Source organism: Cellulomonas sp. P5_C6 (assembly GCF_054049635.1).
In genome coordinates this window covers 12,226-29,486 of the sequence record NZ_JBFULZ010000027.1, presented here as the reverse complement: position 1 = coordinate 29,486, position 17,261 = coordinate 12,226, and the positions used below count along the sequence as shown (strand labels likewise).

Genomic DNA, 17,261 nt, shown 5'->3' with positions numbered 1-17,261 from the left:
CTGCCGAGCCGGTCATGCCGGGCATGGCAGCTCCGCTCTGACCTGGGCCGAGCCGTCCGGCAGCGAGACGACTCGCACGGTGCCATCGACGCTTCCCACCCGATCCTCGACATCGGTGAGGTCGGCGGGGGCCACGGTCGCATCGACCTCGACAATCAGCATGTGGGCGTCGTCGTAGGCGCGCACCACGGCATTTCCCGAGCTCGCGGCCGTTGCGACGACCGCAAAGGCGGCTGCTTCGATCGCTGCAGGGAGCCGGCGAAGCGGTGCTCCGTCGACGAGAAGCAGGTGGCGCGATCCCTCAGCCAACGCTCGTACGGCTGCGCTGAAGCCGAACTCGCTGAGCATTGCCGGGTGGGAGATGTGCACGATGTCGCGAAGCTCGGCGATGGCGTCGCTCACCGCGTTCGCTGCACTACGCAGCGGCGGCGAKTCCCGGCCTTCCGCCGCCAGCCGGGCGGCCATCATCTGCAGGGCGATCGCGATGCCGACGAGTCGTTGTTGAGCGCCGTCGTGGAGGTCTCGGCCGAGCTGATGGCGCTCCACGTCGGAGGCCCCGACGATCCGGGTGCGGGCGTCTCGCAACTGGCTCTCCCTGTGCTGAAGCTGGGCGCGGGTTCGATCGTTCTCGATCGCGATCCAGCAACCTGTCATGACCTGCTCGATCCGTCTCAGCCCTTCCGGACCAAGATCGCGATGTCGAATCGCCGCCGAGACGGTGCTGTCGCGAATGATCGATGTCCACCCCGCTGTGGCGTCCGCGGCGAGAACCACGCCATCCATCGACAACCAGCCCATGTCGGTCGAGAACGCGATCTGCACCGAGTCGTCGTTCAGAGCGGCGCCCACCAGGGCGTTGGAATCCCGCGAGACCGTCGACTCGGCAAGCTCGACGACGAGCGCCGCTGCCGCCGACCTTCCCCGTCTGGCTCGAACGCGGCCGACGACGACACCGGCACTGATACCGAACAGGCAAGCCATCTGAATAGCGGCCGCGGCGGCGTCGAACGCGTCGTAGGCCGCTGTTGCCCGAAAGAGGGTGCGCGCGTCCAGGGCTGCGACGACGAGCAGGAATCCGCAGGCAGAGGCAACGGTCAGCGCGCGGCTCCGTCGGGCGATCGGCGACGCGCGCGAGAACGCGACGACGATCACCGCGACGGCAATGATGGATCCCAGGACGGCGACGGCGGCGCTGACCTGGAACAACAGGTCCGCGACGTCCGGGGAATCGACGATCGCCAGAGGATTGTCAGCGCACAACGAGCAGCCGTGGGAGTTGAGGTCGAGGGCGAACGCAGGCAGCAGACCGGTGACCAGCACGGCTGCGAGGTACGGCAAGCCCACAGCGACGATTCCCCGCCGACCGGCGCTCACGGTGATCAGGGCGCCCAGAGCCACGAGTGGCGCCGCGAGACCGCCGAGGAGGAACCACGCAATGGTGGTCGCCGGGTTGTGAAACGCCGCGGCCCCCCACAAGCTGATCGGCCACACCGCGCAGGCCGATGCGAGGAGCATCGCGAACTGCCAGTTCGGCGTCCGCAGCGACTCTGAGGCACCGATGACGATTCCCATCGTGGAGACCAGGACAGTCGTGACGAGCAGAGCCGGATTCGGGCCGATCGGCGACAGCGTCGGACTCGACGACCACAACGCGAGGGTCGCGGCAGTCGCGACCCACCCAGCAGCAGCGACCGCGCCCGCCGACAGGGGCAGCACCCACCGCGCGCGCACCATGAGCGCGAGTATCGCATCGCGCGTTGTCAGCGAACACGGTGCTGTCACGGGCTCGGGAAGTCGGCGAGCTTCACGCAGGTGCCCGTCCGGCCGAGCATGCTCTGTGCGACGCACGAGACCCGCGCGAGCGTGACACTGATCGGATGAGCCAGGGCGGTCTGCGGGACCGACGATCGATCCATCGCGACCTGGAGCGGGTGCGCGCAGATCTCCACGGTCTCGTGGCGCACGCGTCTGCCGCGGACCTGCGCCGCGGCACCGACGGCACCCGGTGGACCAACCAGCAGATGCTGTTCCACATGGTGTTCGGATACATGATCGTGCGCCGACTCCTGTGGCTGGTACGCGCGTTCGGGCGGCTCCCCGACACGTACGGCCAAGGCTTCGCCCGGCTGTTGAACTCCGCGACCCGCCCGTTCCACGTCGTCAACTACCTCGGCTCCTGCGGGGGAGCGGTGGTCTTCCGGGGACGGCGACTCACCCGGCAGCTTGACCGCACCATGGACGCGCTCCACCGCAGCCTCGACGCCGCGACCGAGGACGAGCTCGGCCATCGGATGCACTTCCCCGTCGACTGGGACCCGTTCTTCCGCGCCACGATGACCCTCGAGGACGTCTACCGCTACGGGACCCAGCACTACGACTTTCACCGCGAGCAGCTCACGCTCGCCGACTCGTAGCCACCCTCTGCATCGCGAACATGAGCCAGGACGGGCCGGGAGCGTTTGCGGCCCGACGGTACGAGGAACGGTCCGCTCGCTTGTTCACTCGACTACCTGGGCGCAGGGAGTACGTCAGTGCGCACTCAGGCCCTCGAAGACGTCGGCGAGGCACGGTGCGCCCGGTGCGCGCGGTGGCCACGCGATCACGTGGGTTTCGTAGGTGCCCGTGCGCAGGAAGTCGTCGTCGTCGACGCCGGCGGGCATGAGCACGTGCGCCTGGCTGCGGTGCTCGCGCAGCCCGGCGAACAGCGCTCGCGCCACGGCGGTCGTGCGGACGTCGATGCCGATCGACTCGTCCGGCACGCCGCGCAGGTGGTAGAGCCGCTCAGGGTCCCACATCGGGTAGCCGTGCGCGGCGCGCCAAGCCTGGTGGCGGTCGAACCACGACTGGCGGATGGCGCCGTGCAGCAGCCTCTTCAGACCCGCCCCGCCGTCCTGTCGCACCCGGCGGAACGCCTCGTCGGTGGCCGCGCCGATCGCGATGTGGTCGGGATGCCCGGTGATGCCGTCAGGCCCGAAGGTGAGGACGACATCGGGTCGCTCCGCGTCGAGGAACGTCGCGACGAGGCCCACCAGCTCGTCCCTCGGCACCGCGTCGACTGCGCCGTCCGGGATGCCGAGCCAGTCGTGCCGCGCCGGCAGGTGCCCGAGCGCCTGCCACGCGTTGGTGTCCTCGATCCGCCGCAGCGCCCCGAGACCCCCCGGTCCGACCTCGACTCCCGGCGCGACCTCGCCCGCGTCACCGTCCGTGGCGTGCAGCACGACGAGTCGGAACCCCGGGTCCGCCGAGTGCAGCGCGACCGACCCGAACGCGCCGTACGTCTCGTCGTCGGGGTGGGCGTAGCACAAGCCGAGCGTCCCGCTCACACGTCGGACGATAGCGGGTGGCCGTGGGCCGTCCGCGCGTCGGCGGCGGTAGAGGTGTGTCCGCTGTGTTGTGACTGTGAGAGTCCTCTGGCGTGCGGGGGTGCGTCGCGAGGTGGCTTGAGGCGTGCTTCAGAGAGCGGCGAAAACGCGGTCGGCGGGGTCCGCACAATCGGAAGCCTGTACGGCAGCGGTCCGACCCGTACCCGTCCATGCAGAGGGKCCCAGACGTCGAGCTCGCAGCACATTGGTGCACCGGTGCCTTGTTCGTCGAGAAGGGCCGCCGATACGCTCGTGCGGTGCTTTGGTCGGGCCCGAACCCTGACGGTCGGGCTTGCGCTCCGGTTCTGAGCCGGAGCATCCCTGATCCCCTGGCCGAGGCCGGCGACCGTGCCCGGCCGGCGCGCCCAACGGGCCGGCCGCCGGTGCTGCACCGGTGCCGACGCGTCAGGCGGGGGACGAACCTCTCCGGTGGTGAAGGAAGCTCCTGATGGCAACAGCTGAGTCCCCGACGGTCGTCCTCGTCCACGGCGCTTTCGCCGACGCCGGAAGCTGGGTCCCTGTGATCGAACGACTCCTGGCCGCCGGCGTCCCCGTTCGCGCGCCCGCCGTGCCTCTTCGAGGTCTGCACTCGGATTCGGCCTACATCGCCAGCGTGCTCGCGCAGATCCCGGGTCCCGTGCTCGCGGTCGGCCATTCCTACGGCGGCGCGGTGATCAGCAACGCCGCATCGCAGGCTGYGAACGTCAAGGGACTGGTGCTGGTCTCGGGGTTCGCCCCTGAAGAGGACGAGGCGCTGAGCGAGGTCGAGGGGACCTCCCGCGACAGTGCTCTGGGACCCGCTCTGGTGCAGGCTCGGTTCCCGACGKGCGCCGGCGACGAGACGGCGGTCGAGCTGTATGTCGACCCGGAGCAGTTCCCTGCCGTGTTCGCCGGCGACCTGCCCGAGGCGCAGGCGCACGCGTTCGCGGCGTCGCAGCGGCCGATCGCCGCCTCCGCATTCGACGAGAGGTCCGGTGCGCCCGCGTGGAAGCACCTGCCCACGTGGTCCGTCGTCGCCACCGGGGACAAGGCGGCGGGCTCGGACGTCCTGCTGTCGATGGCGCGCCGGGCGAACGCCGAGCTCCTCGAGCTCGAGGGCTCTCACCTGATCATGGTGTCCCAGCCCGAAGCGGTGACGAACGTCATCCTCGGTGCGCTCGAGAAGATCGGCTCAGGGTCGTGAACAGCTCAGGACCGATCGACGAGCTGGCGACGAAGCTGAAGCGCACCGAGCTGCAGCACCAGGCGTCCTCGGTGGCCGGCCGAGACATCGTGCAGGTCCTGACCGAGATCCCGGTCGGTGTCGAGTCGGGCTGGCACACGCACCCGGGGGAGGAGGTCGGCTACATCCTCGCCGGAACGGTCGAGATGCGGATCGAGAGCAGACCCACCCTGATGCTGCAGGCCGGCGACCCGTTCTTGATCCCGCCCGGGACGCCGCACAACGCCCGGGACCTCGGACCGGGCACCGGGATGATGCTCTCGACCTACTTCGTCGACCCGGCGCAGTCCTTGGCGACGTTCGTCGAGGTGGACTGACAGAGAGCCCTCCAGCCTTGTCGATCGAGCGAGTGTCGCGCGTCATCAGGTCATGGAGCTCAAGGAGCGGGTGGCGGTGGTGTACGGCGGAGGCGGCGCTGTGGGCGGTGCGGTGGCGAGGGCGCTCGCGCGCGAGGGTGCACGGGTCTACCTGACGGGCCGCTCGTCGACGGCGGCGCAGACGGTCGCCGACGAGATCGTCGCGTCCGGCGGCCGGGCGTCCGCCGCGGCCGTCGACCTGGCCGACTGGGACGCCGTCGACGTCTTCCTGCACGGCGTGGTCGACGAGGCCGGCGACTTCCACATCGTGGTCGACGCGACGGGCGGGGACCACGTGCAGGGCGTCCCGCTCCGCGAGGTCGGGCTGGCGGACTACCTGGCTCCGATCACGGCGATCGCGACGAACGCCTACGTGGCCGGCGCGACGGCAGCGATCCACATGACCGCCGTCGGGCACGGCGTCATCGTCCTGCTCTCGACCACGGCGGCCCGGGTCACACTGCCCTCCGACGGGTTCGGTCCCGCGTGCGCCGCCGTCGAGGCGTTCGCCCGGCAGCTGGCCGGTGAGACCGGACCGTACGGCGTGCGGGTGGTCTGCGTCCGCGCCGATGCCATCCCGGGCTCCGTGGCCGCTGGGTCGTACGCGGGCGCGATGTGGTCGCGAACGGCCGAGACGCGCGGCTCGACGCTCGAGGACGTCATGGCGACGGGCGGACCCGGAGTCCCCGGTGCGCTGCTGAGCGGTGAGCTCTCGCTCACCGCCCTCGGGGACACCGTCGCGTTCCTCGCGTCCGACCGCGCGAGCGCGATGACGGCGACCGTCACGAACCTGAGCCGGGGGGCACTGCCCGACCTGTGATCGCGAGACGCGCTGCGTTCTGCGGGCCACCGGTCCCGAGCAGCTCGCCGACTCAGGTGGCGTACCGCAGGTAGGTGAGGACGGCCCCGACGCGACGGTGGGTCGAGCTGTCGAGGTCGAGGCCGAGCTTGAGGAGCACGCTGGTCACGTGGGTCTCGACCGTCCGGTCCGAGATCGTCAGCCGCCGGGCGATGGCGTCGTTGGTGAGTCCCTCGGCCACCAGGGACAGGACCTCCCGTTCGCGCGCCGTCAGGGTGGCGAGCGGGTCGTCGCGGCGGCGGCGGCCCACGAGGCGCGCGACGATCGTCGGGTCGACGACGGTCTCGCCCTCCGTGACGCGGCGCAGGGCGTCGACCAGCACCGCCACGTCGGCCAACCGGTCCTTGAGCAGGTATCCGGAGCTCTCGGGCAGCTCGTCGATGAGCCGGAGGGCGTACGTCGCGTCGATGTACTGGGACAGCACCAGGACCCCGACCTCCGGAAACACCTCGCGGATGCGGGCTGCCGCGACGAGACCCTCGTCGGTGAACGTCGGGGGCATCCGGATGTCGAGCACCACGACGTCGGCGGCGCTGTCGCGCAGCAGGGTCTCGACGTGCGTCGCATCGGAGGCGCTGGCGACGACTTCGACGCCCACCTCCGCCAGGAGGCGGACCAACCCCTCGCGTGTCAGCAGAGAGTCCTCCACGACGGCTACGCGCACGGCAGGTCCACCTCCAGGCGTGTCCCGTGGTGCGTGCCGGTGCCGCGGACCGCGCCGATGCGGTCGGCCAGCGCGACGCCCGGCGGCACGGTGTACGGGTGGACGGTGAGGTGCAGGAGGGTTCCGCGCATCGCCGCCGAGAGCTCGACGGGTGTGCCATCGGGTGCCCGGTGGACGGCGTCGGTGGCGACGAGGTACGCGACCCGCTCCACCGCCGACGGCGCACGCGTCGGGATGTCGACGTCCAGCACGAGGGCACCCGGAGCGACGTCGCCCAGCGCCCACAGCGCCGGTTCGAGCCCGAGGTCGGTCAGGACGGCCGGGTACACGCCGTGCGTCATCTCGCGCAGCCGAGCAGCGATCTCGGAGACCGTTCCTGCGAGCTCTTCCAGGTACCGCTCGCTCACCTCGTCCTCCGCCCGCGCGGCCCGCACCCGTGCCGCGCTCACCGTGTACAGCACCGCGACGAGGTCGGCCTGGGCACCGTCGTGCAGGTCACGCTCGATGCGACGCCGGAGCGTGTCGGCCGCGTCCACGATCCGCTCCCGGGAGGCGACGAGCGCGTCGAGCTGCGCCAGCCTCTCGGCCTGCAGCCGCTCGTTGTCGATCGCGAGCCGCGCCGACGAGCCGAGGAGCTCCCCGAGGCGCAGCTCGTCCTCGCCGGCACGCTCGAAGGTCACCACGGCGAGCTGGTCGTCGCCGCGGCGCAGGACGGCCCGGCTGCGCCCGGGCTCGACCGGCCCGACGTCCTTCCCCCAGGCATCGACGAACCGGTGCTCGTGAGGCAGCCAGAACGCGACGTCGAGCGTCGGGTCGCCGGTGAGGCGGCGCAGCTCGGCGGCGAGGGTCCCGGGCGGCGGTGTCGGTCCGAGCAGCGCGCCCAGACCGGCAACGGCGAGCCGGCGCCGGCGGAGGTCGGCCACCGTCCAGACGAGGGCGAGCCCGACCAGGCTCAGGGCGACCTCGCGGGCGGCCTCGACGGCCGTGAGTGAGGGGGTCCGGGTCCAGCCCAGCAGGCGCGCGGCGCCGACACCCTCGACCAGGAGGGCGAGCGCCGCCGCCGCCGGGATCGACTGCGTCGGGAGCCGGCGCACCCTCCGGACGGCTACGGCGGCCGCGCCGACCGACACGACCAAGGTGAGGCCCAGTCGAGCCTCGGCGAGGGCCTGCGCCAGGGCCGGAAGGGGAGACACGGCGAGGACGCGCACGTCGCAGTCCTCCTGGCACGCCAGGTCCCGCAACGGATCCCTGACCAGCGCGATCCCGCCCGTCAGGAGGATCGTCAGGCCGTAGACGGCGGCCACGACCCAGACCGCCGTCCGCCCGCGCAGCGAGCCTCGGCCGTTCAGGAGCACCAGGTGCGCGAGGACCGGCACGAGCAGCGGCGCCAGCAGGACGCCGGCCGCGCGGACCCACATCGGTCCGCCCTGCCACCCGATCGCTTCGGCACCGAGGACCGCGACGGCCGCCCACGCGCAGAGCCAACCCGCCCGCCGCGTCGGCTCCCTGGTCCGGGCCGCGACCGCGCCGGCCGCGAGGAGAGCCACGACGACGACCGTGCCCGCGTCGGGCCCGTCCACGGACGAGCGGGAGATCAGCAGCGCGGCCGCGATGCCGCAGAGGCCGGCAGCGCTCGCGACCAGCACTTTCGCGCGTGCGCGCGGGTCAGGCACGTGTGCATTCTTGGCGCGACGCGATCCGCGGTCAATCGTGGCCAGCACGGAGACCCGCTGGGTGCCAACCCGGGGAAATGCCTCGGCAGATCCCCGCACGAGCGCCGAGCCGTGCAGCATGCTCGGAGTCTTACCGTCGAGCACCCGACCTCAGGGGAGGTCACGGACGCCGATCGGAGGGCACGATGCTGAGCTCAGGAACGCCGCGGACCGGTCGCCACGCGCTGGTTGCGGCAGCACTCGGCACGGCCATGCTCCTGGCCGCGGGTGGATGCACGGCCGCACAGGGTGCCGACGATCCGCTGACGTTGCGCATCGGCACGGACGACGGCCCCGACGTTCCCGCCGCGGACGCCATCCGGGAGTTCGCCCGCGAGGTCGCCGACGCGTCGCACGGGCGCATCACCGTCGAGCCGGTCTGGCACGCGGCCGGTGAGGGCATCTCGGACTGGGACCAGGCGGTCGCGGCGAAGGTCGTCTCGGGTGACCTGGAGATGGGGTACATCCCCGCCCGCGCGTGGGACACCGAAGGCGTGACCAGCCTCCGCCCGCTGAACAGCCCGTTCCTGATCACGAGCGACCCGCTTGTCGACGACATCGCGGGCAGCGAGCTGGCCGAGGCCCTGATGTCCGGCCTGCCGGCCGCAGGTGTCACCGGCATCGGCCTGGTGCCGGAGGGACTCCGCCACCCGTTCGGCTTCGCGTCGCCCCTGCTCGGACCCGCCGACTACGACGGGAAGACCATCCGGATCGCCACGTCCCACACGACGCAGGAGATGTTCGCGGCACTCGGGGCGGCCACGAACGACCACGAACCCGACGAGTCCGAGCACGCCGGCTCCGAGTCGTCGTTCCTGCTGGCATCCGACGGCACGGCGACCGGCAACGTGACCTTCTACCCGAAGGTCCAGGTCCTGGTGGTGAACAACACGACGTACGAGGCGCTGAGCAGGAAGGATCGAGACCTCCTGGCTGCCGCTGCCGACGGGACGCGGACCTGGGTGCAGGCGAACCAGCCCAGGGAAGCCGATGCGGCCGCGGCGTACTGCGCCAAGGGTGGCGGGATCGTGGAGGCGAGCGACGCCGACCTCGCCGCGCTCGAGGCCGCGACACGTCCTGTCGCCGAGGAGATCGCCGGCGAGCCCGGCAATGCCGACGTCGTCGCCGCGATCCAGGAGCGGAAGGACTCCCTGGGCGTCCCCGACGCACTCGCACCCTGCGCGGCAGCTCCGGAGCCGTCGGCGGGCACGGCCGACACCGCGGCCGTCGACGGGGTCTACCGCACGACGCTGGACACCGAGGACTTCACGTCGGCAGGCATCAAGGACGGTGCGTCGGACGCGGCCGGCCTGTACACGATCACGCTCGACGACGGGACGTTCCGCATCCAGTACACGTCGAGCACCGGGGGCTCCGACGCGGACGACCACGGAAAGCTGGCCGTCGACGGCGACAAGGTCACCTTCATCTGGACCGGACTGAACAACTTCACCGAGGAGTTCACCTGGGCCCGGGACGACGCCGGCACCATGACGCTCACGTCGGCCGGACCCGGCGACCTCTTCGACGAGGTCATCTGGACCGCCTATCCGTGGACCTACGTCGCGGCACCCTGAGGTGCGACGATGGCCCGACCATGACGCGCGGCGACCCGCTCCGACTCCTCCTGGCCCTGGTCGTCGTCGTCGCGCCGCTCGTGGCGGCGTGCGACCCGCAGCCGGAGACGAAGGCCGGAGCGGGGGCGCTGCCCGTCACGCTCACCATCGGTACCGCGGAGGACCGCACACCCTCCTACGCGCCGGACGTGACCGCCTTCGCCGAGGAGGTCGCGCGGCTGTCCGACGGGGCGGTGCAGGTCGACATCCAGTGGCAGGCCGTGCCGTACGGCCCGGGGTCCGAGGCGGAGCTGGCCCGGCGCGTGCGCGACGGCTCGCTCGACCTGGGATGGGTGCCCACGCGAGCGCTGGGCGGGGTGGGTGAGCACCGTTTCGAAGCGCTGTCCGCACCGTTCGTGGTCGACTCGAACGAGGTCGCCGATGCCGTCGCGTCCAGCCCGCTCGCCGCGGACATGCTCGCGGACCTCGACGACCACGGTCTGGTCGGGCTGGCGCTCGTCGTCGAGGGTCTGCGTCATCCCGTGGCGTACGGCGACCCGCTGCTCACCCCTGACGACTTCCGCGGGCTGCGGATCCGCACCGCGGACGACGACGTGGCGCAGCAGATCTACACGTCTCTCGGTGCCGTGCCCGGCGTCGCGGCCGGCTACTCGACCGACAGCGACGGCACTCCGTTCGCGGCCGCGGACTCCGGCTTCGAGTGGGCCGTCGTCCTTCCCGAGAATGTCACGTACACCGCGAACATCACGCCGACCGCCAAGTTCGACGCGATCGTCGCCGGTTCCGCACGGTTCGCCGGCCTGACCGCAGCCCAGCGCGACGTGGTTCGCCGCGCTGCCGCGACGGTGCGCGACACGGCTCCGACGCGGCGCACGTCGCAGGCCCGGCGAGCGGAGCTCGTGTGCGGCACCGGCAGTCACGTCGTCCTGGCCGATCCACGCGACGCGGCCGCCATCGCGTCCGCCGCCGACCCCGTGCGCGACCGCATCGCGACCTTGCCGGACGGCGCCGCCGACCTCGCCGCGCTCGCCCGCCTGAAGCGATCGACTCCCGCGCATCCGTTCGAGCTCCCGGCGGCGTGCGGCCCGCAGACCGGCGACGGGGCTCCGCTCAAGCAACCGACCGTCAGTCCGTGAGGCGGGGGACCTCGACACTGACCCGCGTGCCGCCGTCGGTCGGGGACTCCATGCGCAGGGTCCCGCCTAGCGCCTCGACCCGGTCGGCCAGGCCGGCGATCCCGTGCCCGCGCACCGCGACGGCGCCGCCGCGACCGTCGTCGGCGACGAGCATCCGCACGTCCCCGTCGTGGTGCTCGACGTCGATGCGTACCGACGTGGCGCCGGAGTGGCGCATCGCGTTGTTCACGGCCTCGGCGCACACGTAGTACAGCGCCTGACCGACGGCCGGCGAGACGTCCACGCCGGCGACCCGGAGCTCGACCGGCAGGGTGGACCGCTCCGCGATGGCGCGCAGCCCCGAGGCCAGCCCGTCCTGCAGCTCGACAGGCTGCAGCCCGCCGGACGCGCGCCGGAGCCGGGTCGTCGCGTGCCCGATCCGCGCGCGCACGTCGCTCAGCACGTCTCGGGTGGGTTCGGGGAGCCCCACGGCGCGCAGTGCGATCTCCGTGTCGACGTCGGCGAGCGGGACGATCACCGCCTCGTCCAACAGTGCACCCAACCGGTGCAGCTCCTCGGACTCGGCCAGCACCAGCCGGCGACGCGACGCAGCAACGTCCTCGAGGGATCGTTCGGCGTCGGTGCGCAACCGTGCGTTCTCCGTCGTGAGCGTGGCCGCCTGTGTCACCACATCGAGCAGCCCCGGGTCGTCGAACACCCCCGGCGCATGCAGGAGCACGAGGAACGGCCGGTCTCCCGTCGCCACGTAGGTCGCGGACCTGCGCGATCCGGCGACGTCGACGGCGGACCCGTCGGGACGCGCGTAGGCCCGGGCGTCGGCGTCCCAGTAGCCGACGACGAGCCCGGGGTCGCCGAGCAGCCGCCCCAGCCCGCTCGCCAGGTCACGGTCCGGGCGGGCGCCGAGCTCGACCATGAGGTCGGACACCGCGGCGACATCTCGCCGTCGAAGTCCCAGGGCCAGCACGACGGCGACCGTGACGAGGGCCGTGTCGTACGTGACGAGCAGGGGGAGAGCTGCGGGCGGCCCGAGGGCGGCGTGCGCCGCGGCTCCGAGCATGATCGCGCCCGAGAACAGGACGGTCGCCCGGAGCGCCGAAGTCCGGAGCTGTCGACTGCGGCCCGTCGCGCCGTGCACCTCGAGCACCACCACCGCGAGCAACGCGGCGGCCAGCCCGAACGCCACGACGGGCGTCTCCCACACCACGGGTACGAGCACGGCGCCGTAGCCGATCACCACCGCCACCTGGACGCGGCGAGAGGCCACCCAGGCGAGCGGGAACGTCAGCAGGAGCTGACCGAGCACCGTGCGGTGCCAGAACGTGGCGGCGGGCGCGACGGTGCCGCACCACCAGGTCAGCGCGACGGCGACGCTCAACCACGACGCACCGGGAGCAGGTCGGCGTGCCGCGCCGGCGAGGACGAGGAATGCGACGCCCACCAGGAGATCCAGGGCCGCGGGCAGCGGCTGGTCCCAGTCCTCCCAGAACGGCGCCAGTCCGGCGGCCACCCACGCGGCGACGAGCACGGGCACGGGTGGAGCTGCCCTCCCCGCGGCGGCCGGTGTCACGTCCGCAACCTAGTCCTCGTGCGGCACCTAGACGGGGTCGCCGGCCGGCTGGGGGACCCGGCCACGCGCGCGAGCGTCCTCCAGCAGCGTCGCCGCGTACTCGGTCCGTCGCAGGTAGTCGCTCAGCGTGCGGCGGCTCTTCGTCAGACAGGCGATCCGCTCGTCGAGCCCGCTCAGCTCCTCGGCCAGCATCTCGGCGACCTGGCGGGGGCAGGACGCCGCGAGGTCCTCGGTCTGGGTCTCCTCGAGGTCGAGCAGCACCTTGGCCAGCCGGGTCGGCACCCCGGCCCGCACGAGACCGACCACCTGCCCGACGCGCGCCACGTCCGACTCGTCGTAGGTGCGGTAGGTGTTGGTGGTGCGGGCCGGGGCGATGAGTCCCTGCTCCTCGTAGTACCGCAGCAGCCGGGTGGAGACACCGGTCCGACGCGACAGCTCACCGATCTTCACGGCGGTCCTCCGATCCCCTTGACCTTCACACTGATGTCAAAGTCTAGCGTCGCACGCATGGAGCTGACAGGAACCACACCGGCCACCGTCCGCACCGGGCTGCCGTGGCCGAGCCTGGTCGTCCTGGGCGGCGTGACCTTCGTCATGGTCACGGGGGAGATGCTCCCCACGGCGGTCCTGCCGGAGATGAGCGCCGACCTCGGCGTCACCCAGGCGCGGACCGGCCTGCTCGTCTCGCTGTGGGCGGCGACCGTGGTGCTGGCGACATTCCCGCTGATCCGGCTCACGCGCCGGTGGGACCGGCGCACGGTCGTGACCGGCGCGCTCGTCGTGTTCGCCGGCGCGTCCGCGGTCACGGCGGTCGCCCCCACCTACGAGGCCGCCGTGGCCGGGCGGCTGCTCGGTGCCGCCGTGTGCGGACTGTTGTGGGCGACCGTCAACGCGCACACCGCCGACATCGCACCGTCACGGCACCTCGGCACTGCTGTGTCGGTCGTGCTCGGCGGGGCGACCCTCGGCACCGTCGTCGGCGTGCCGCTCGCCAGCCTGGTCGCCCGCGGGTGGGACTGGCGGGTGGCGTTCGCGGCGCTCGCGCTGCTCGGTGTGATGGCGGCGGTGCTCGTGCGGACGGTCGTGACGACGGGCACGACGAGCACGGCGGGGCCGGACGACGAGGGACTCGGCGCACCCGGGCAGCTACGTCCCGTGCTCGTCGTGGCCGGGCTGGTCGGCCTCGCGCTCGTCGGGCACTTCGCCGCCTTCACGTTCGTCACCCGGCTCGTGGCCGACGCGACGGCCGGGCTCCCCGGAGGCGTGAGCGGGGCGCTGCTCGTGTTCGGGGCGTCGTCGGTCGTCGGGCTCGTGCTCGTCGGGCGGGTGGGGGACAGGCACACCGCCGCGACGCTCGTCACGGCGACGGCCCTGGCCTCGGTGTCGCTGCTCGCCCTCGCGGTCGTCGACGGTCGTGCCGTCGCGGGCCTTGTGGTGCTGGTCCTGTGGGGTCTCACGACGGGCACGCTGCCGCCGCTGGCTCAGACCCTCATCATGCGGGTCGCCGGGCCCGAGCACCGCAGCGCTGCCGGCACCGTGATCCCCGTGGTCTTCAACGGCGGGATCGCCGTGGGGGCCGCGCTCGGCAGCGCCGTCGTCGCCCGCGCGGGGACCGAAGCCCTGCCGGTCCCGGCCGCCCTGGTCGTGGCCGTGGCGGCCGTCGGGCTCGTCCTGGCGACGGGGTCGCACGCCGACCGGCGGACGGCGGTGCTCGCGAACGGCACACGGTCGGCCGGGGTCGGCGTCGAGCGACTCCATGCCTGCACCGACTGAGGAGGCCCGGAGAAGCGCTGCCGGTCCGGACCTTCGGGCCCTTGTGCCCTGGAAGGTCCACGGGCGTGGTGATTGTCTCGGCCACAGGAGCGCAGGACGGGAGGCCAGGAGATGGTCGAACCTCGTGCCGCCTCGACGGTCGGGGCGATGTCAGGGCGAACGGTGGTGCGCCCTCGGCCGGTGGAGCGGATCCGTCCGGGAGACCTTGCCGAGCTCGCGTCCGACGTCGGCCCGGTGCCGCTGAACGTGGGCATCGTGCTGCTCCTGGGGGCGGGAGCGACGTCCGACGAGCTCACGCAGGTTCTCGTCGACCGCCTCGGCCGGGTGCCGCGCCTTCGACAGCGGCTGGTCACGGCGCGGGGTGTCCTCGGCAGCCCCTACTGGCTCGACGACGACAGCGTCGACATGCACGCCCACGTCCGGCACGTGCTGTGCGCGGCCCCGGGCGACCGCGCCGCCGTGCTCGAGGTGGCGGTGGCGGCGACKACGGAGCAGCTGTCACGCGCCCGGCCGCTGTGGCGCGCGCTCGTGGTCAGCGTTCCTGATGGCCGGCCCGTCGCGCTCGTGCTCGTCGCCCACCACGCGGTGACCGACGGMGTCGCCGGGTTGTGGGTCCTGCAGCGGCTGCTCGACGGAACGGACACGATCGACCCGGCCCCGGTCGAGGTGGCGCCGCAGCCGCGGCCGCTCGATCTGTTCCTCGAGAGAGGTGTCGCGACGTTCCGACGAGTCGCGAGGCTGCCGCGCGAGCTCGGCCTGCTGTGGCAGGGCGGGTTGGAGCTCGGCCCACGACAGTGGCTCGGCACCGGCGCTCCGCGGTGCTCGCTGAACGCGCCGACGGGTCAGCGCCGCCGCGTCGCCGCGGTCGACGTCGCCCTCGCGCCGGTCCTGGCGTCCGCGCGACGCAACCAGTGCTCGCTCAACGACCTGCTGCTGGTGGCTGCGACGGGCGCGATGGCGCAGGTGCTCGCCGCGCGGGGCGAGCACCCGGACCGGCTCGTCGTGTCCGCCCCGGTGTCGGGCCGTGGCGCGGCGAGGATCGACGAGCCGGGCAACAGCGTCGGGGCCATGATCGTGCCCGTGCCGCTCACGGGTACGACCGGTGAGCGGGTGGCTGCGGTCGCGCGGACGACCCGGGCTCGCAAGGCGGCCGCGCGAGGCTCCTCGAGCACCCTGATGGTCCCGGCCTTCCGGCTCGCGGGCCGGGCGGGCGCGTTCCGCTGGGTGACCGATCGGCAACGACTGCTCAACACCTTCGTCTCGAACGTCCGCGGGCCGACCGGTTCTCTCTCCATCGCCGGGACACCCGTCGTCCAGCTGGTGCCGATCGCCGCGACGGCCGGCAACGTCGGGGTCGCCTTCGCCGCGCTGTCCGCGGCCGGTCGTCTCGTGGTCTCCGTGATCACCGACCCCGACGTGGCTCCCGAGGCCGACGAGCTGGCGACCCGCGTCGGGGCCGAGCTCACCGCACTGGGCGACCTCCGCGAGCGCGTCAGTCAGCCGGCGGGATGTTCTGGTTGAGCCGGAAGGCGTTGTCGGGGTCCCAGGCCGACTTGACCTCCTGGAGCCGCGCGTAGGTGGCGGCGCCGTACGCCCGGTGCACACCCGTGGCGCCCTCGGCCCCGAGCGCGTTGACGTACACGCCGACGCTCCACGGCTCGATGGTCGCGGCCAGCCGCCGGCACGTCGCCGCGTGGCGCTCGTCGTCGGCTGGGTCCTCCCACTTGGCGCCGACGTCGTACTCGAAGCGCGTGTCGCGGTGCGCGAAGGCCGTCGCGCCCGGGTCGACGTCGGCGATCGCGCCGCCGTAGGCGACGAGGCTCGCCGCCCCGACGTCCGCCTCGGTGTGGGCGAGGAACGCCTCGAGCGCCGCGTCGGGCAGCTCCCGGACGTAGTGGCTCTTCGCGTAGCGCCGGAAGCCGTGCGCCGAGCCGACGTCGGACTGTCGCTGCAGGTCGAGGTAGCTGATCGGCGAGACCCGTCGGGCCAGGCCGTCGCCGAGGCCGTCGAGCCGTGCGACCAGTGGCGCCGCGTCGTCGGGCGACCCGACCCAGACGAACCCGAGCGTGAGCGGGCCTCCCGCGCGCACCTCCGCGAAGAGCGTCGCGCGCCGAGGTGCGTCGTCCGACATCGCGAGCCACGTCCGGAGAGCGTCGAGGCCACCGGCCGGGTCGAGGTCCACCTCGGCCACGAGTGCCCGCGTGCCGACGTCGTGCAGCGTGAGGTCGAAGCGCGTGACGACGCCGAAGTTTCCGCCGCCGCCCCGCAGCCCCCAGAACAGGTCGGGGTGCTCGTCGGCCGTCGCGTGGACGAGCTCGCCGTCGGCGGTCACGACCTCGTACCCGAGAGCGTTGTCGCAGGTCAGGCCGTGCAGGCGACCGAGCCAGCCGACGCCTCCGCCGAGCGCCAGGCCGCCGATGCCGGTGTGCGACACGATCCCCGCCGTCGTCGCGAGGCCGTACCGCTGCGCGGCCGCGTCGAGCGACCCGAGCAGCGCCCCGCCGTGCACCTGCGCCGTGCGGGACTCGGGGTCGACGAGGACGTCCCGCATCCGGGAGAGGTCGAGCATGAGCCCGCCGTCGGGCACCGCCCAGCCGGCCGCGCTGTGGCCGCCGCCCCGCACGCCGAGCGGCAGCCCCAGCTCGCGCGCGGCCCGGACCGCCGCGCGGACGTCGGCGGTGCCGGCGCACCTGACGACGTACGCCGGGCGACGGTCGACGGCGCCGTTCCAGACGGCGCGCGCGGCGTCGTAGTCGGGTGAGCCAGGGACGAGGACGTCGCCCTCGAACGTGGCGGGCAGGGCTCCGGCCGTGGGCATGTCACGACTCTGGCGGCTCGGGGGCGGGTCTGCCAAGAGTCACGAGGCCGGTTGCGCGAGGCGTTGATCTGCGCACGCGGGAGCGCATCGACGATCGAGCGGACGATCGCGAGCGGGTCACGTGGCGAGGTCAGGACGGACCACGCGGTGGGGCGGAGACGTGGCAATTCTTCGATGCCTCACCGGAATGCGCTGGTGGGCGTCCGCGAAGTGCC

15 protein-coding genes are annotated in these 17,261 nt (G+C 72.8%); 8 read left to right on the top strand and 7 right to left on the bottom strand.

Annotation, left to right across the window (positions count from 1 at the left end; genetic code table 11):
* Nucleotides 1-12 precede the first annotated feature (12 nt).
* Nucleotides 13-1,734 (bottom strand): sensor histidine kinase, encoded by a 1,722-nt coding sequence (locus ACXJKG_RS05140; RefSeq protein WP_456844690.1) that lies wholly within the window; start codon nt 1,732-1,734, stop codon nt 13-15.
* 143 nt (nt 1,735-1,877) lie between these two features.
* Here ACXJKG_RS05140 and ACXJKG_RS05135 point away from each other — a divergent pair, with 143 nt between their 5' ends.
* Nucleotides 1,878-2,414, top strand: coding sequence for a DinB family protein (locus ACXJKG_RS05135; protein WP_456844689.1), 537 nt, complete (start codon nt 1,878-1,880; stop codon nt 2,412-2,414).
* Nucleotides 2,415-2,528: 114 nt separating this feature from the next.
* Here ACXJKG_RS05135 and ACXJKG_RS05130 read toward each other — a convergent pair whose 3' ends face one another.
* Nucleotides 2,529-3,323 (bottom strand): PIG-L deacetylase family protein, encoded by a 795-nt coding sequence (locus ACXJKG_RS05130; RefSeq protein WP_456844688.1) that lies wholly within the window; start codon nt 3,321-3,323, stop codon nt 2,529-2,531.
* 487 nt (nt 3,324-3,810) lie between these two features.
* Here ACXJKG_RS05130 and ACXJKG_RS05125 point away from each other — a divergent pair, with 487 nt between their 5' ends.
* Genes ACXJKG_RS05125 through ACXJKG_RS05115 form a run of 3 tightly spaced genes read left to right on the top strand, consistent with a single transcriptional unit; the run spans nt 3,811 to nt 5,760 of the window.
* Nucleotides 3,811-4,545, top strand: a complete 735-nt coding sequence (locus ACXJKG_RS05125; protein WP_456844687.1) for an alpha/beta fold hydrolase — start codon at nt 3,811-3,813, stop codon at nt 4,543-4,545.
* Nucleotides 4,542-4,901, top strand: coding sequence for a cupin domain-containing protein (locus tag ACXJKG_RS05120; RefSeq protein ID WP_456844686.1), 360 nt, complete (start codon nt 4,542-4,544; stop codon nt 4,899-4,901). The genes ACXJKG_RS05125 and ACXJKG_RS05120 overlap by 4 nt, the downstream gene beginning before the upstream one ends.
* Nucleotides 4,902-4,953: 52 nt before the next feature.
* On the top strand, nt 4,954-5,760 hold the full coding sequence (locus tag ACXJKG_RS05115) for an SDR family NAD(P)-dependent oxidoreductase (protein WP_456844685.1): 807 nt from the start codon (nt 4,954-4,956) through the stop codon (nt 5,758-5,760).
* A gap of 52 nt (nt 5,761-5,812) precedes the next feature.
* Here the strand turns inward: ACXJKG_RS05115 and ACXJKG_RS05110 are convergent, their stop codons facing one another.
* Nucleotides 5,813-6,463, bottom strand: coding sequence for a LuxR C-terminal-related transcriptional regulator (locus tag ACXJKG_RS05110; protein ID WP_456844684.1), 651 nt, complete (start codon nt 6,461-6,463; stop codon nt 5,813-5,815).
* Nucleotides 6,454-8,136 carry a histidine kinase gene (locus ACXJKG_RS05105; protein WP_456844683.1) on the bottom strand — a complete coding sequence of 561 codons (1,683 nt, stop codon included), beginning with the start codon at nt 8,134-8,136 and terminating at the stop codon, nt 6,454-6,456. Before ACXJKG_RS05105 ends, ACXJKG_RS05110 begins: the two co-directional genes overlap by 10 nt.
* Nucleotides 8,137-8,321: 185 nt before the next feature.
* Between ACXJKG_RS05105 and ACXJKG_RS05100 the strand changes: the two genes are divergently transcribed.
* Both ACXJKG_RS05100 and ACXJKG_RS05095 read left to right on the top strand, forming a co-directional pair.
* A complete protein-coding gene (locus tag ACXJKG_RS05100) occupies nt 8,322-9,752 on the top strand; it encodes a TRAP transporter substrate-binding protein (RefSeq protein WP_456844682.1) in 1,431 nt (476 codons plus the stop codon).
* Between the two features lie 20 nt (nt 9,753-9,772).
* Nucleotides 9,773-10,888: a TRAP transporter substrate-binding protein gene (locus ACXJKG_RS05095; RefSeq protein ID WP_456844681.1), complete on the top strand. Its 1,116-nt coding sequence runs from the start codon at nt 9,773-9,775 to the stop codon at nt 10,886-10,888.
* Here ACXJKG_RS05095 and ACXJKG_RS05090 read toward each other — a convergent pair.
* Both ACXJKG_RS05090 and ACXJKG_RS05085 read right to left on the bottom strand, forming a co-directional pair.
* A complete protein-coding gene (locus ACXJKG_RS05090; RefSeq protein WP_456844680.1) occupies nt 10,878-12,419 on the bottom strand; it encodes a sensor histidine kinase in 1,542 nt (513 codons plus the stop codon). The two genes, ACXJKG_RS05095 and ACXJKG_RS05090, sit on opposite strands and share 11 nt — an antisense overlap.
* Nucleotides 12,420-12,482: 63 nt before the next feature.
* Nucleotides 12,483-12,905 (bottom strand): MerR family transcriptional regulator, encoded by a 423-nt coding sequence (locus ACXJKG_RS05085; RefSeq protein WP_456844679.1) that lies wholly within the window; start codon nt 12,903-12,905, stop codon nt 12,483-12,485.
* Nucleotides 12,906-12,962: 57 nt separating this feature from the next.
* On the opposite strand from ACXJKG_RS05085, the gene ACXJKG_RS05080 reads away from it, so the two are divergent.
* Nucleotides 12,963-14,228, top strand: a complete 1,266-nt coding sequence (locus ACXJKG_RS05080; protein ID WP_456844678.1) for an MFS transporter — start codon at nt 12,963-12,965, stop codon at nt 14,226-14,228.
* Between the two features lie 147 nt (nt 14,229-14,375).
* Nucleotides 14,376-15,749 carry a wax ester/triacylglycerol synthase domain-containing protein gene (locus ACXJKG_RS05075; RefSeq protein ID WP_456844677.1) on the top strand — a complete coding sequence of 458 codons (1,374 nt, stop codon included), beginning with the start codon at nt 14,376-14,378 and terminating at the stop codon, nt 15,747-15,749.
* Here ACXJKG_RS05075 and ACXJKG_RS05070 read toward each other — a convergent pair.
* On the bottom strand, nt 15,721-17,046 hold the full coding sequence (locus ACXJKG_RS05070; RefSeq protein WP_456844676.1) for an FAD-binding oxidoreductase: 1,326 nt from the start codon (nt 17,044-17,046) through the stop codon (nt 15,721-15,723). The genes ACXJKG_RS05075 and ACXJKG_RS05070 overlap by 29 nt on opposite strands.
* Between the last annotated feature and the right edge of the window lie 215 nt (nt 17,047-17,261).